Source organism: Amycolatopsis sp. CA-128772 (assembly GCF_002904295.1).
GTDB lineage: Bacteria > Actinomycetota > Actinomycetes > Mycobacteriales > Pseudonocardiaceae > Amycolatopsis.
The window spans coordinates 215,621-230,959 of sequence record NZ_PPHG01000027.1 but is presented as its reverse complement, the minus strand read 5'-3'; the positions used below and the strand labels follow the sequence as shown (position 1 = coordinate 230,959).

The following is a 15,339-nucleotide window of genomic DNA, read 5'->3' as shown; positions in this document are numbered from 1 at the left end:
GCTGTCCGTGACGCCCGGCACGCCGCCCCTACTTCATCCGGAAGTCGTACCGCGACGACATCGGCGCCTCCGAGAGTGCTTCCCAGGTGTCGGACAACGACGTTTCGCCTTCGCGGATGTTCGGGACTTCGAATCCCCCATCGAACACGGCCTTCGCGCCCGCGTCATCACCCGCTGCGTGCCGGGTGAGCGCCGTCAGCAGCGCGAACCGGCCGTCGGCTCGCTCGGGTAGGAGCGAAAGCGGGGCAAGCCCGGCGGCCAGCTGTGCGGAAAGCGCCTCGATGAGCAGCGGCCGCAGGTCCGGCGCCAGTTCGAGCGCTCGCCGGTACAGCCGCGCCGACTCCGCCGGGTCGCCGGCGGCGACGGCGAGGTTGCGCAGCGCCCACGCGTTCTCCGCCGCCGCCACCGACGCGCGCCACGCTTCCCGCGCCGCCTCCCGGTCACCCGCCGCCCACCGGGCCACGCCGCGGTGGTACCAGGTCAGCCAGTTGTCCGCCGTGTGCTCGAGCAGGTCGGCCCAGTAGCGGTTGACCAGGGTCGCCGCCGGCGGGACGCGCGGATCCCCCTGCGGTGTTCCCCCGTCCAGGAGCTGCAGCCACGGCCGCTGCCGGTCGCCCAGTGTCCCTTCGGGAAACGGCGTTCCCGGCTGGCAAGCCACCATGCGGCGAATTTCCAGCGCACCCCAGCCCGAGCCGGTGGCCAGCAGTTCGCCGGGTTCGGCGTCCGCGATGCGCTGCCACGTCCGGTGGCGCTCGCCGAGCACGGCCGCGGACGGCAGCTGCGCGGCGACGGCGTCCGTGGCAGCCTGCCAGTCGTCCCCGTGCGCCCGCGCCGGATCCACCGCCACCGGGCCGTATGCCTCCAGCCAGTCCCACGACTCCCCCGGCGGCAGTCGCAGGTGCTCCAGCTGCGTGCGGGCCAGTCCCGCCTGGATCTCCAGGTAGCCCGTCTCCGCGCCCGGGGCGAGCCACTCCTGCCAGCGCCGGCCGCCCACGGATTCGCCCCACACGAACAGCTTCCGGCCGCGCAGCCGGGCCGTCGACGCCTGGCCGAAACCGGTGCCGGTCTCGTCGAGCGCGGCGATCCACGGCCGGTCCGAGGCCACTTCGAAGAAGTAGTCCGCGGCCGTACCGGACCGCGCCGGGTAGGTCAGTTCGCCGGGCACGTCGACGAGGTCGAGGCGGCCCGAGTAGCCGTAGTGCCAAGCCTGCGACGCGGGCGCGAGCACCCGGGTCGACGGCGTCTGCGGCACGGCGGTGTTCGACCACCAGTAGACCGGGACGTCGTGCGGGTTCGGATTGCGGATCCGGACGCCGACGAACAGGTGCTCGGAGCCTTCGGGCAGCCAGAAGTCCAGCTGGTAGGGCAGGTCGCGCGTGCGTTCCCACTCCCACAGCCGCAGCACGGGCGTTCCGTCTGGGCCTTCGACGGCGGCCGCGAACATCGGCGCGCAGGTCAGCGTCGTGTGGCCGGTGCTGCCGAGGTTCCATTCGACGCCGCCGGCGAACCACGCGTCCCGCAGCGCCAGGTTCGCGGGCTGGAGCACCGGGTTGCGGAACAGCAGCTCCCGGCCGGACGGCTTGTGCGCCAGCGACCAGAGGCGGCCGCCGAGCGACGGCAGCACCGTCGCGCGCAGCCGGTCGTTCTCCAGCACCAGCGCGGGCAGTTCGCGAGGCCGACGGTTGCGGGTGTAGCCGTCCTGCAGCAGGCAGGGCAGCACGGTGTCGAGCCGCCCGTAGGCGAGGCCGGCGGCCAGGTCGGCGGGCAGGTCGTGCGCGTTGGACACCGAGGCCACGGCGTCCGGCTTGACCAGCGGCGGCAGGGGGTTCTCCGGTCCCAGCTCCGCCGTGGGCACGGTGAGCGGAGCGGGGTAGAGCTCGGTCATGCGTCCGGCAGCCTTTCCCCGGTGGCGGCGTCGAAGAGGTGAGCCGTCTCCGGCTTCGGGGCCAGCGTGATGGCGTCGCCGCGCTGCCACGGCGCCATCCCCGGCGTCCGCACGGTCAGGACCCGCTCACCCGCCCGGCAGTAGAGGTACTGGTCGCTGCCGAGTTCCTCCACCACCTCGACAACGGCGTCGTAGCCGGTCCCGCCGAGCGCCCACCCCTCCGGCCGCACGCCCACCACTAGCTTCAGGCCGGTGAGCGCCGCACGTTGGGCGGGGGTGAGCGGCACCGGCGCCTCGGCCACCGTCGTCTCCAGCAGGTTCATCGACGGCGAGCCGATGAACCCGGCCACAAACACGTTGGCCGGGCGGGAGAACAGGCCGATCGGGGTGTCGCACTGCTGCAGCACGCCGTCGCGCAGGACCGCCACCCGATCACCCATCGTCATCGCCTCGACCTGGTCGTGCGTGACGTACAACGTCGTGACGCCCAGCCGCCGCTGCAGCGACGCGATCTGCGTCCGCGTCTGCACCCGCAGTTTGGCGTCGAGGTTCGACAACGGCTCGTCCATCAGGAACACGCTCGGCTCGCGCACGATCGCACGGCCCATCGCCACGCGCTGGCGTTGCCCGCCGGAGAGCTTGGCCGGCTTGCGGTCCAGGTACTCCGTCAGGTCCAGCAGGGCCGCGGCCTCGCGCACCCGCCGGTCCCGTTCGGCCTTCGGCAGCTTCGCCAGCTTGAGATGGAAACCGATGTTGTCGCCGACAGACATGTGCGGGTAGAGGGCGTAGTTCTGGAACACCATCGCGATGTCCCGGTCCTTGGGCGCCAGCTCGGTGACGTCGCGGTCACCGATGTGGATCGAGCCGTCGTCGACGCCCTCCAGGCCGGCCAGCATCCGCAGGGTGGTCGACTTGCCGCACCCGGACGGGCCGACCAGGACGAGGAATTCGCCGTCGGCGACGTCGAGGTCGAAGCCGTCGACGGCCGGGCGGTCGACCCCGGCGTAGAACCGGGTCGTGTCCCGGAAGCTCACGGTGGCCATCTGCTCCTACTTTCCGGCGCCGAGGGTCAGGCCGGTGATGATCCGGCGGGCGAGCACGAGGTACAGCACGAGCATCGGGAGTACGACGATCGCCACGCCGGCGATCAGGCCGCCGTACTCCGACTGGTAGCTCGCGGCGCCGTAGAAGGTGAACAGCGCGCGGGAGAGGGTGAAGTGGGACTGGTCCTTCAGGAACACGATCGCCAGGAGCGTCTCGTTCCACAGACCGATCGCGTTCAGGGTCAACGCGGTGATCAGGCCGCCGCGGGCCAGCGGCAGCATGACCGAGAAGAACGTGCGGGCCGGTGAGGCGCCGTCCAGCGAGGCCGCCTCTTCCAGCTCGTCGGGCAGCGACCGGAAGAACCCGGTCAGCAGGAACACGGTGAACGGGATCGACAACGCCACGTACAGCAGGAAGAGCCCGTACTCGTTGTCCAGGTGGAGCCGGCTCAGGGACACGAACAGCGGGATGATGACGGTCTGGAACGGCACGCCCATGCCGATCGCGACGACGTTGGTCATCGGCCCGGCGCCGCGCACGCCGAGCCGGGTCAGCGCGTACGCGCACGGCGCGGAGACGGCCACGGTCGCGACCGTCGCGAGGCCGACCAGGACCACCGTGGTGAGCACGGCGTCGCCGAACCCGGCGTTGTTCCACGCGTAGACGAAGTTCCGGAACGGCTTGCCGACGTGGAACCACTGGTACGGCAGCGCGAACGGCTTGGTGAAGATTTCCACCGGTGTCTTGAACGCCGCGGTGAGCAGCCAGTACAGCACCAGCACGTTGCCCGCGGTGAACGCCCAGACGAACACCGACCCCAGCAGCCGCAACGGGCTCAGGCGCCGCGAACCCGGCGCCGGACGCGGTTTGCGCGGCGCCCGGCGGACTTCAGAACTGGATCGCGTCACGGCGCATCACCCGCCTCAGCAGCACGACGAGGACGGACACGAGCGCGATCATCGCCACCGCGCAGGCGCAGGCGGCGCCGAAGTCCGGTGTGCCGTTGGAGCCGAAGGTCCGGTCGAACACGTAGATCCCGAGCGTCCAGGCCTGGTTCGGGGGCGCGTAGGTGCCCGGCCCGGCCAGCACGAACACCAGCTCGAAGATCTTCAGTGCGTTGATCGTCCACAGGACGCCGGCGACCCCGACGACGTCCCACGTCATGGGCAGGGTGATGTTCCAGAACTTCTGCCACGGCGACGCCCCGCCCAGTTCCGCGTCCTCGTAGAGGTAGGGTGGGATCCGGTCGACCGCGGCCATCAGGATCGTGATGTAGAAGCCGGAGCTGGCCCAGATCAGCGACGCCGTGACGACCCCGGTCACGTTGGCGGGGGCCAGGAACTTCGCCGCGTCCGCGCCGGCGTGCTCGAGGACGTAGTTGGCCAGGCCCTGCTTGCCCGGCTGGTACTTGAATACGAAGCCGAGGAACATGCCCAGCGCCACCGGCGCGACGATGTTCGGGAAGAACAGGATCGCCCGGACGACCTTGCCGCCGCGCATGTCCCGCAGCACCATCGTGAACAGGAACGCGAGCGCGAACGTGCCGATACCGCCGAGGAAGACGTAGACGAGCGTGTTGCGGAAGGCGTACTGGAACGAGTCGCTCGCCCACATCCGCGTGTAGTTCGTGACGCCGTTGGGCCGGGGGGTGTCCCCCGCGCCGGCCCAGCTGGTGAAGCTGAGCACGGCCGTCGCGATCGTCGGCAGGACCAGGAACGCCAGGTACAGCACCAGTGCGGGCGCCGCGAACGGCCAGAACAGCCGCTTCTTGCGGCGCAGGTGCGCGCCACCGGCGGCGCGGGTTTCGGTCACCCGCGCCGCCGGCGCCGTCGTGAGGGTCGCCATCAGCCCTGGCTCTTCCAGAAGTCCGCGCCCTTGGCGGCGAGCTGGTCGACGAACTGCTGCGGGCTCAGCTGTCCCTTCAGCAACATGGTGTCGGCGGGGTCGAAGACGTCGGTCTGCCACTTGCCGCCCGCGATGCCGTCAATCCCGTCGTACTGCAGGACGTGCTCCTTCTTCGGGTCGTCCATCGCGGCCTTGACCTGCTTGAGGTCGTCCGGCACGGCGAGGTCGGCGCGCGGCACCAGGTTGTCAGCCACCGCCGGGATGCCCGAGAGGACGTCCTTGTTGAGGAAGTAGGCGATGAACGCCTTCGCGGCCTCGGGGTGGCGGGCCTTCTTCGTCACGGCGAACCCGATCGACATCTGCTCGACGGTGTCGTGCGTGGCCCCGGCCGGCATCGGGAACTGGAACGAACCGTAGTCGATCTTCGTCCCGGCGCCCTGCTTGTCCAGGTACTCGCGCGTCTCGCTCGGCGCCCACGTGCCGACGTAGAGGTACCGCGAGTCCCCGTCCGCCCAGCGCTGCTGCACCTGCGGGAACTTCGCCGCGTCCCAGCCGTCGATGAAGTACTTCGGCAGCTTCGCGGTTTCCGTGGCGGCTTTGAGGAACCCGGGGTCGGTCTTCCACGCCTGCCCGGTCCGGTCGGTCGCGGCCTTGTTCAGCCCGCCCGAACCGACGTACCGCTCGGCGAGCTGGGTGAAGAAGTACATGTTGTAGAACGGGATGTCGCCGTCCTGGCTGATGGCCGCCTTGCCGTCGGCCTTCGCTTTGTCGAACAGCGCGGTCAGCTCGTCCATCGTCCTGGGCTGCGGGACGTCGCCGGCACCGTTCTTGTTGAACCACCAGGCGCTCGACTGCACCGTGTAGGGCACCATGAAGTTCTGGCCCTCGTGGTCCTTGTTCTGCGGGAAGTCGTACGAACTCTTCGACAGCACGTCCCGGACCGTCTTGTCGCCCTCGCCGACCTTCATCGCGAACACGTCGTCGAGGCCCTGCGTGCCGCCCGGGGTCATGATCGCCGCGCCGACTTTGCTGACGTCCTGGTCGAACAGGTCCGGAACCGAGCCGGTGTTCAGCGCCGGCACCAGGTTCTGCGTGTAGGCCTTGCGGCCCAGCCACTGGACGTCCACCTTGACGCCGGTCTTCTCCTGGAAGCACTTGACCGCCTTCTGCAGGACTTTGCCCTGCGGCTCGTCCGCGGTCCACATGGCCCAGTAGGTGAACTCCTTGTCCGTGACCGGCTTGACCGCGGCCTCCGGGCACGGCGCGTTCAGGTACTGGTCGACGCCGGGCAGGGCGTTCTCGCCGGTTTCGCCGCCCGTATCGGCGCCTCCACCGCAGCCGGTCAGCAGGAGTGCCGCCCCCGCCGTCATTGCCAAGAGCTTGCTTCGCCGCATAGCGCCACCGCCCGGATCGATGAGGAAACCACGCCTTCTGCGCGTTGCTGCGCAGTTTCATCATCCTCCGAGCACTTGTCAACACCATGTCGGTCCGTCTGCTGGCTCGCCAAACCCCTCAACACCCCAGTGATCAGGCACCCGACACCCATCAGCCGACTGCACTCATTGCTCGACGCAGGTTGCACGCAAGTGATCGATTCACGCGTTGACGCTGCACTAGATTGCATCTAACGTGGCGACTGTTGCGCACAACCGACATCCGAAGGGGGAGTTCATGGGCGGCACGTTCATGGCGGCGGAGATTGCCAGCCAGCCCGACTGCTGGCGGGAAGCAGGCGCGCTGGCCGCCGCGAACGACGGGTGGCTGCCCGCGACGGGCGCCCGGGTGGCGATCACCGGCTGCGGGACGTCGTGGTTTGTCGGTCAAGCCTACGCCGCGCTGCGCGAGGCCGCCGGGCTCGGCGAAACCGACGCGTTCGCCGCGTCGGAGTTCCCGGTGGGCCGGACCTACGACCACGTGCTCGCGCTGACGCGCTCGGGCACCACTACCGAGGTGCACACCCTGCTGGCGGAGCTGTGCGGCCGGACGAAGACCACGGTGATCACCGGCGTGCCCGGCGAGGTCAGCGGCGCCGCCGACGCCATCGTCGACCTCTCGGCGATGGACGAGCGCTCGGTCGTGCAGACCCGGTTCGCCACCACCGCGCTGGCCATGCTGCGGACACACCTGGGCGAGGACTTGACCGAAATCGTCGCCCAGGCCGAGCGGGTGCTGGCCGAGCCGCTGCCGGAGGCCCTGACGACCGCGGAGCAGTTCAGCTTTCTCGGTACCGGCTGGTCGATCGGCCTCGCGAACGAGGCCGCGCTGAAGTTCCGCGAAGCGTGCCTGCTCTGGACGGAGTCCTACCCGGCCTGGGACTACCGGCACGGACCGATCAGCATCTGCGAGCCGGGCCGGGTGACCTGGATGTTCGGCACCGCTCCGGACGGCCTGGCCGACGACGTCCGCCGTGCCGGCGGGACATTCGTCGAGAGCGGCCTCGACCCGCTCGCCGACCTCGTCCACGCCCAGCTCGTGGCCGGGGCGATCGCCCACCGGAAGGGTCTCGATCCGGACCGGCCTCGCGGCCTCACGCGTTCCGTCGTCCTCGCATGATCGTCACCGTGACGCCGAACACCGCGCTCGACGTCACCTACACCGTGGACAGCCTCGTGCCGGACGCCGTGCACCGAGCGCGCGACGTACGGCGGCGGGCGGGCGGCAAGGGCGTCAACGTCGCCCGTGTGCTGCACGCGCTCGACGTCGACGTCCACGCCATCGCCACCGCGGGCGGCGCGACCGGGGTCGCCGTCGCCACCGAGCTGGGCGCGGCGGGGCTGTCCGCGGAGCTGGTCCCGATCGGCGGCGAGACCCGCCGGACCACCACCGTGCTGTCGGCTTCGGACGGTTCGGTCACCCTGATTAACGAGCCGGGACCGGTGGTGACCGCGGCCGAATGGGAACTGCTTGCCGAACACGTGCACCGCCGCGAGCCCGAGGTGCTGGTCTGCTCCGGCAGCCTGCCTCCCGGCGCGCCATCCGAGGGCTACGCACGGCTGCTCGCCGGCCGGACCTCCGTTCTGGACACTTCCGGTGCGGCGCTGCTCGCCGGGCTGGCCGGACGGCCGGCCGTGGTCAAGCCCAACGCCGAAGAGCTGCGCGAGGCCACCGGACACGACGACCTGGAGCGGGCCGCTCGCGAACTGATGCGGGCCGGGGCGGGCGCGGTCGTCGTCTCCCTGGGCGCCGGCGGACTGCTCGCAGTGACACCCGCGGGAACGTGGCGGGCCACCCCGCCGGGCGCGCTCACCGGTAACGCCACCGGCGCGGGGGACGCCGTCGTCGCGGCTCTCGCTCTCGGGCTGAGCCGGCGCGAGCCGTGGCCGGAGATTCTGCGCCGCGCCGTCGCCTTGTCCGGCGCGGCCGTGCTCGGCCCGCTCGCCGGCGACGTCGACCTCGCCCACTACCACCGGCAAGGACAACGGGTCGCCGTGCGTGCCCGGCCGGAACAGGAGTCCTGATGCCTCTGGTGACCACCGAGGGGATCGTCGCCGAAGCCGCATCGGCCCAACGCGGCTGCGGCGCCTTCAACGCGATCCAGCTCGAACACATCACCGCGATCGTCGAAGGCGCGGCCCTGGCCGGCGCGCCGGTGATCGTGCAGCTCAGCCAGAACGCCGTGCGCTACCACGGGACGCTGGCGCCGATCGGCGCCGCCGCGCTCGCCGTGGCGCGCACTGCCGAGGCCCGCGTCGCCGTGCACCTCGACCACGCCGAGTCCCGCGACCTCGTCCGGGAAGCCGTCGGACTGGGGTTCAGCTCGGTCATGTTCGACGCGTCCGAACTGGACTACGCCGACAACGTGCGCGCGACGCGGGAAGTCGCCGCGTTCTGCCACGACCACGGCGTCTGGGTGGAAGCCGAACTCGGCGAAGTCGGCGGCAAGAACGGCGTGCACGCGCCCGGCGCGCACACCGACCCCGACGAAGCGGCGGAGTTCGTCGCGGCAACCGGGGTCGACGCGCTCGCCGTCGCCGTCGGCAGCTCGCACGCCATGCTCACCCGGGACGCCGCACTGGACTTCCAGCTCATCGCACGGCTGCGCGAGCGGGTGCCGGTGCCCCTGGTCCTGCACGGCTCGTCCGGGGTGTCCGACGAAGGGCTCACCGAAGCCGTCCGGGCGGGAATGACGAAGGTCAACATCGCCACCCAGCTCAACAAGGTGTTCACCGCGGCCGCGGCGGCCGACTGGCACGCCCACCCCGGGCGCGTCGACCCGCGGAAGTACCTGGGGGCCGGCCGCGACGCAGTGACCACCGAGGTGCAGCGACTGCTGAACGTGCTCGCCACCCCGGCTGTCCGGCAGTGAATCGAACCCGAGGCCCTATCGCCTGACCGCCTTCCCCGTCCGTCTTCCCCTTCGCTCGAAGGAGCCTGTTCACATGAGATGGCAACAACGGCTCATCCTTCTCGGCTCTGCGCTGGCCCTGACCGCTGCGGGCGCGGCGGCAGCGCCGTCTCCCGCCATCGCCGACCCGGTGGCGGCGAACACCGACACGGCCGTGGGAATGAAGCCGATGATGGGGTTCAACAACTGGGCCCGGTTCACCTGCAGCGCGCAGGCCCGGCTGGACGGTACCAGCACCGGCTACTCCTTCCAGCAGTTCATGGAAGACCAGGCGAAGGCGATGAAGGACACCGGGCTGGTGGCCGCCGGCTACACCAATCTCACCGTCGATGACTGCTGGATGCAGCGCACCAGCTCCGGCTACCTGCACGGCGCGTCCACCTGGGGCTCCCGGAGCCAGCCCGGATTCGACTTCGAGCTGACGGCATACGCGAATTTCGTGCACAACCAGAGCATGCTCGCCGGGCTGTACACCACCTCCGGCGTCAACACCTGCCAAGGCGTCGCCGCCGGGATCATGGGGCACGAGCAAGCGGACGCGAACTCTCTTGCCTATTGGGGAATCGACTCCCTCAAAGTGGACAACTGCGGGACCGACAGCAGCAACCGCCAGGCCGAGCTGACCAAGGTCGCGAACGCGCTGAAGACCGCGACCACCGGCAGCAGTCGCAAGATCCTGCTCAACGAGTCCGCCCCGGCCGGCTTCGGGCCGAGCAGCTCGGGCAAGTACGACGCGATGAACTACGTGCGGGGCCTGGGCCAAATGTGGCGGGCCAGCCCGGACATCGCCGTCTGGCACCCTTCACCGGCGAACGCCTGGGACTGGCCGCACGGCTCGGACTACTACGAGGGCGGCGTCTACCAGAACTTCACCGACACAGTGGCGCTGGCCCGGTACGACGCCCCCGGCGACTTCGGCGACGCCGACATGCTGCTGATCGGCGACAACAACCAGCTCACCCTGCCCGAGCAGCGCAGCCAGTTCGCGCTGTGGGCCGCGATGGGCTCACCGCTGGAGATCAGCACCGACGTCCGCAAGATGGCCGCCGACCCCACCGGGTACGCGCCACAACTGAACATCCTCAAGAACAACGACATCATCGCCGTCGATCAGGATGCCCTCGGCGCAGGCGGCTACCTCGCCTCCCGTGACAACGTCTCCGCCACCGCGGGCATCGACGTCGTCGTCAAGCCGCTGGCCAACGGCGGCCGCGCGGTCGTCGTCCTGAACAAGAACGCCGCCGCCACCACCTACACCCTCGACCTCGGCCGCGCCGGCTTCGGAAACCTGAGCTGCCCCCGCACCGCCCGCAACCTGTGGAGCCACACCAGCCAGAACGTGACGGCGTCGATCACGGCCACGATCGCCTCACACGACAACGCGATGTACACCATCACACCCGGCTCGTGCGGCGCGGCGCTGCCCACCGCCCAGATCCAGGCTGCGCAGACCGGGTTCCAAAAGCCCGCGCTCTGCCTGGACGCGTACCACGGAGCCACCGCCGGGACCAAGGTCGCGCTGTACGCGTGCACCGGCGGCGGCAACCAGCAGTGGGTCCGGCAGGCGGGCGGCCTGATCTCGTCCTACGCCGCCCCGTCGCTGTGCATTTCGGCCGACACCTCCGGGGCTCAGCTCGCCATTTGCAACAGCGCGGACGCCAAGCAGGTCTGGACGTATCACCGATCCGGCAGTTTGAGCCAGGGCAACGGCACCTGTTTGGACGTCCACGGCGGCGACGTAGGTGACGCCGCCTCCACCGTCGCCACCTACGCCTGCGGCACCAACCAGCCCAACCAGGCGTGGAGCGCCCCCTTCGGCACCCCGCCCGCCGCTTGAGCGGACCGGGCTGCGCACGGCCCGAAGGGCCCACTCGCGAGCGGCGGCACTCGCCTTCGTGGCCGGGCTGCTGCTGCCTGCTGGATCAGAGCCGCATTCGGCGGGGGGCGCCCGCGCCCGGCGGCTCGTCCGCGTTGGCCGATGGCCGGTCGGTGCCCGGCGGCCCGGCGGTTCGGGGGGCCGATGTCCGTCGGGCTCCGGGCATCGGCGTGTCACCCGTTTCGGTGATCTCCGGCGCCGGACGTCATCACCGCTGCGTGTGCCCTCTTGCCTCGTGCTCAGATGATCGGTCCGGCACGCCCCCCGAGTTCCCCTTGGGTTCAACGAAAGTGAGCTTCATCAAGGCGAACCCGAAGCTCCGTTCCCGCCAGAACCAGGTACGAGTGGGTCACCAGCCACGTCTTCCGCAAGACCGTCGGCACGGTGCTCGACGAAGCCGGGCTGCCCACCACGGCGATCGCCGACCAGCTCGGCAACTCCCGCGCAGTTGCAGAACGTCACTACAGGAAGCGCCGGGTGACCAACCACGAGAACGTCGCCGCCCTGGAGGCCATGCTGGATTCTGCCGAAGCGCCACCAGCCCCGAAACCCGCTGACAGGAGTATTTGGCCCATAGATGGCCTGCAGTCCCGTTCAGCCCCCACAACGCAGAGAAGCCCAGGCCGTTGGCCTAGGCTTTCTCGCCTGGGAGCTTTCCCGCTTGGACTCGAACCAAGAACCCTCCGGTTAACTGGAGGTTTAGCCGTGGGTCGACATCAGTCGATCTAGCTGGGATGTTTGCATTCGCTCATGCTCTGATTCGGTGCCAATCAACGTCGATCGTCGCCGTTTATGGAGCACAAATGCTCCCTCGTTTTGTGATCATCAAGTGGCGAAGGCGGCTGGTTAGGCGCCCCGGTCGTGGTGATCGCAAAGCCGGCAGGCCCCACCACCGTGATCGAGAAAGCCGATCGGCCGGCCCTCTGACGTGACCGTGGACGGCCAGCACTGCATCCCGGCGGCGCCGACGGGCCCGACCGGCACCCATGCGCGGGATGATCCCGCGTCGGCGGAGCCAGGCGCGCAGAGCGGGAATGTCGTAGGCCTTATCCGCGTTGCAACTTAGCCGGCTTCCGGCCTCGAGGGTCGCGATGGGACCGGATCGCCGACAGTGCGTTGACCAAGGATTGAGCGCGTGACTGTCGTGGGTGTGGCATCGGAAACGCCGACGGTCAGGGGCAGGCCCGCCCGGTCGGACAGAGCGTGGATCTTCGAGCCGGGTTTGCAGCGGTCGACCGGGCTCGGGCCGGTCAGTCCGCTCTTTTTTTGCCCTTACGGATGCTCCGTCCAAGGCGCACACGACCAATAGATCATGTCGCGGCTGCCCAGCTTGTCCTGCACCGCGTGGTGCAGCTGTCGCCACAGCCCGGCTTCGGTCCATTCGGTGAACCGACGGTGGGCTGTCGGCACGGTGACCCCCGATGCTGGGCGGCAGACGCCGCCAGGCGCACCCGCTGTTCACCCGCGAACGATCGCCGCGAACACAACCCGATCGTCCACGCGTGACGTTCCGCCACCTCACGGGCGCGTCTTTCCCGGTGGAGTGAGCGGCTCGACCAGCGACCATAGCTCATCGGGCACCAGCCGCCGTGACAACTCGTCTATCACACCATAATCTTGCCTGCACCTCAGCCGAAGCCCAAGTGAGACACGCTCTAAGCATAACAAATAGCCCGACCAAATTAAACAATTACCGCGTCAGCCTTGTCAATCCGCCTTGACATCGCCCCCTGATTCGATCTCGCCCAGGAGCTCTTCGGCGTCGACGTCACCCCATGAAGCGGCCATAGAAAGTACGTTCCGAGCTTCATCTTCGCGGCCCAACTCGACCAAGAACGAACCCAGTTCGTATCCCCATCCTGGCTCGTCTCGCTCCTGCGCAAGCCGGAACTCGCGCTCGGCACCGACTAAGTCTTCCCACTTTTCCCAGAGGAACAAAGCGTAGTTCTGGTGCACTTTGCGGGCCGACAGCCCGATAGCTTCCCGGAACTTGTCATCGGCTTCGTCAAGTCGACCCTGCTCGGCGTAGACATTGGCCAGGGCCACGTAGGTATTGGGCTGGTCACTGTTCAGGTGACGCAGCGCCAACCCCTCTGCCGTGTCGAGATCACCCAAGTCGTCGAAGTACAGCGAAACCAGGTTTGCAGCGGCCAAGCTGTCACCTGCCGCGATTGCTCGTTGAAGAACATCGATAGCTTCGTTATACCGCTCGCGACTCCTAAGAAAGACGCCGTAGTCGTTGAGAGCATCGTTGTCTCCCGCGTCGACCGCCTGGCGAAACGATGCCTCGGCCAACTCGTCGTCTTCGAGGTCATCTGCAACATCGCCAAGCAGACCGGCCAGATTAGTCTGTCCGTTGGCTACAGCAGCGACAAGTACCTGCTTTGCACCCTCAAGGTCACCGGTCTCCATGAGCGTCAAGGCCAGCAGACGGTCGGAGCCCGGCTCGTGCGCTGCGACGGCCCCACGCAGAACGGACGCCGCCTCCTCGTGACGGTCCTCCTCTCGCAACGTCGCACCCTGGGCAGTGAGATTCCGGGCGTCTTCATTGCTGCTCATGTAGTTCCTGTCGATGTAGGTGAACGCTAGAAGCCGATCACACAGAGGGGTAAGGCGGGACCGCAGGCGGGCGAGGCGAGCTTACCCAACCACCAAAGTATGCCGATCCCGGCCAGCCCTGCTCCGGCGTGGCCCCAGCCTCCCGAGTCTTCGGGTTTGGACCAGCGCGGCAACGTGACGCGATAGCTGCCGCGGTTGAGCGAAGGAGAATCGCGCATCAGTTCACGGTTCCGCAAAGACAGTCCTCCTCCGTGGAGTCGCGCGAACGAGCTCTGTCCATTTTTCTTAGGGTTACCATTTTTATTGTGATTCAAGGGAATCTTTCGACGGCCGCCGTGACGATTTCCCTTGCTGTGCTTATCCGACTTGGCTTTGCTCTTGCCTTTCCGCTGTCCCTTGCGGCCTTGTTGTTTAAGGCCATTATCGTCCCCGTTCTTGGGACGCATGCCGTCGGTGTCGGTGGCGTTGATCGGATCGGCGTTGACGTAGTCGTAGTCGTTGGCCGAACCGCCGTCCACCGGGTCGACGGAGAGGAACCTCCCGAGCGCCGGCATATAAGGACGTGCGCCCATCTGGACCAAGGCCAAGCCACCGGCATGTTCGTAGGGACGCTGGTGGGTACCGAGCCAGCCATAGTCCATGGCTCCCGGCTGGTTGTCCGGCACGTTGTTCTTATCGGTGTTGCCCGCCGTGGTCAGCGGCTCCCCGTAGGGCGTGTAGGTCCGCAGCGCGCCGACTTGATGGCCGCTTCCGCCAGTGGTCAGGACGAGGTCACCACGGATGCTGGAGGCGTCCCAGGTGGTTGCGGCACCGTCGTAGCGAGCGGTGTAGACGACGCCGCCGGGAAGACTGAAGGTTCGGCTGAGCAGTCGCTTGTCGCCGGTTGCGAGGGTCAGCGATGCGGAGTCCCCGTCACCGAGGTAGGAGTAGAGCAGGTCCGTGGCGGTGTCGCCCTGGGCGACGTTGCGCCGGGTGATCCGATTAGTGGCGTCGCGGACATAGGCGACATCGGCGCTTGCGCGCCGGTGACACGGACGGTGAGGTTACGGTTGTCGCTGTCCCAGCCGAGCGAGGTCGTCCCGCCGGGTGTAGTGAGCTGCGTGGTGTTGCCATGGGTGTCGTAACCGACGGCGCTGTTGGCCATGGCTCCGGTGACGGCCAGCAAACGGTCGGCGTTGTCGTAACAGTATCCAGTCTCCGCGGAGCCGGCACTGGTTTGGTCGAGAAGGCGGACCCGGTTGGTGTTGAGGCCCGCGTTACTCGCGCTGCCCATGGGGCAGGTGGCGGCGGTCGGCGAGGTGAAGTCGTAGGTGTAATGGTGCCCGGTGACGTAGGCCTCGGTGAGTCTGCCCGCCGTGTCGTACACGTAGTTCGGGCCCTCAGGTCGTGCGTCGACGCCGCCGAGGGATTCGTCGATGACGGTGCCCGCGCGACTCCGTCCGACCTGAGCCACCGTCGTGGCGCCATCGCTGGTCTTCCACGTGAGGCTCGTTTCCTGACCTGCAGCATTGCGGCCGATGCTGCTGAGGCTCATGCCGTTGGCGTAGGTGACAGTTGCCGGCTCGCCGGCGGCATCGTACGTCGACGTGGCCAATATCGTCGTGCCGTGGGCGACTGTCGTCGGACGGCCGGCGTCGTCGTAGCCGAACGTCGTGATTGGCGACGTCCGCGCCGTGATGTGTTCGGCGCGCCACTGCGCGGCGTCGCCGGTGCGCGGCGTCGCCGGTGCACGGCGTCGCCGGTGCACGGAAGTCGATCGACCAACGGCACGCGGAGGCCGTGCCC

At 68.7% G+C, this 15,339-nt stretch carries 12 protein-coding genes and 1 pseudogene; 4 read left to right on the top strand and 9 right to left on the bottom strand.

The features are described 5' to 3' along the window. Positions 1–28: 28 nt before the first annotated feature. From C2L59_RS13440 to C2L59_RS13420, 5 genes are read right to left on the bottom strand one after another with little or no spacing between them, the layout of a single operon-like run. Positions 29–1,885 carry a DUF5107 domain-containing protein gene (locus tag C2L59_RS13440; RefSeq protein ID WP_103349838.1) on the bottom strand — a complete coding sequence of 619 codons (1,857 nt, stop codon included), beginning with the start codon at positions 1,883–1,885 and terminating at the stop codon, positions 29–31. After that, complete coding sequence (locus C2L59_RS13435; protein ID WP_103349837.1) at positions 1,882–2,928, bottom strand: ABC transporter ATP-binding protein; 1,047 nt, start codon at positions 2,926–2,928, stop codon at positions 1,882–1,884. The genes C2L59_RS13440 and C2L59_RS13435 overlap by 4 nt, the downstream gene beginning before the upstream one ends. A gap of 6 nt (positions 2,929–2,934) precedes the next feature. Continuing rightward, the gene (locus tag C2L59_RS13430; protein WP_103349836.1) at positions 2,935–3,837 is read right to left on the bottom strand and encodes a carbohydrate ABC transporter permease; all 903 of its coding nucleotides are present in this window, start codon (positions 3,835–3,837) and stop codon (positions 2,935–2,937) included. Continuing rightward, entirely contained in the window at positions 3,818–4,774 is a 957-nt protein-coding gene (locus C2L59_RS13425) for a carbohydrate ABC transporter permease (RefSeq protein ID WP_103349835.1), read from the bottom strand. Before C2L59_RS13425 ends, C2L59_RS13430 begins: the two co-directional genes overlap by 20 nt. After that, positions 4,774–6,144: an ABC transporter substrate-binding protein gene (locus C2L59_RS13420; RefSeq protein WP_233223465.1), complete on the bottom strand. Its 1,371-nt coding sequence runs from the start codon at positions 6,142–6,144 to the stop codon at positions 4,774–4,776. Before C2L59_RS13420 ends, C2L59_RS13425 begins: the two co-directional genes overlap by 1 nt. A gap of 301 nt (positions 6,145–6,445) precedes the next feature. Here C2L59_RS13420 and C2L59_RS13415 point away from each other — a divergent pair, with 301 nt between their 5' ends. From C2L59_RS13415 to C2L59_RS13400, 4 genes are all read left to right on the top strand, one after another. After that, positions 6,446–7,327, top strand: coding sequence for an SIS domain-containing protein (locus tag C2L59_RS13415; protein WP_103349833.1), 882 nt, complete (start codon positions 6,446–6,448; stop codon positions 7,325–7,327). Further along, positions 7,324–8,232 (top strand): 1-phosphofructokinase family hexose kinase, encoded by a 909-nt coding sequence (locus C2L59_RS13410; protein WP_103349832.1) that lies wholly within the window; start codon positions 7,324–7,326, stop codon positions 8,230–8,232. Before C2L59_RS13415 ends, C2L59_RS13410 begins: the two co-directional genes overlap by 4 nt. Then, complete coding sequence (locus C2L59_RS13405) at positions 8,232–9,080, top strand: class II fructose-bisphosphate aldolase (RefSeq protein ID WP_103349831.1); 849 nt, start codon at positions 8,232–8,234, stop codon at positions 9,078–9,080. Before C2L59_RS13410 ends, C2L59_RS13405 begins: the two co-directional genes overlap by 1 nt. 73 nt (positions 9,081–9,153) lie before the next feature. Further along, complete coding sequence (locus tag C2L59_RS13400) at positions 9,154–10,956, top strand: ricin-type beta-trefoil lectin domain protein (protein ID WP_103349830.1); 1,803 nt, start codon at positions 9,154–9,156, stop codon at positions 10,954–10,956. 1,024 nt (positions 10,957–11,980) lie between these two features. Here C2L59_RS13400 and C2L59_RS48895 read toward each other — a convergent pair. The 4 genes and pseudogenes from C2L59_RS48895 to C2L59_RS13385 all read right to left on the bottom strand — a co-directional run. After that, positions 11,981–12,603 (bottom strand): annotated as a pseudogene (locus C2L59_RS48895) (IS5 family transposase); the annotation flags it as partial. Positions 12,604–12,702: 99 nt separating this feature from the next. Then, positions 12,703–13,554 carry a tetratricopeptide repeat protein gene (locus C2L59_RS13395; protein WP_103349829.1) on the bottom strand — a complete coding sequence of 284 codons (852 nt, stop codon included), beginning with the start codon at positions 13,552–13,554 and terminating at the stop codon, positions 12,703–12,705. Between the two features lie 26 nt (positions 13,555–13,580). Beyond that, positions 13,581–14,219, bottom strand: a complete 639-nt coding sequence (locus C2L59_RS48890) for an RHS repeat domain-containing protein (RefSeq protein WP_233223464.1) — start codon at positions 14,217–14,219, stop codon at positions 13,581–13,583. Positions 14,220–14,446: 227 nt separating this feature from the next. Then, positions 14,447–15,301, bottom strand: a complete 855-nt coding sequence (locus C2L59_RS13385; protein ID WP_103349828.1) for a hypothetical protein — start codon at positions 15,299–15,301, stop codon at positions 14,447–14,449. Positions 15,302–15,339 lie beyond the last annotated feature (38 nt).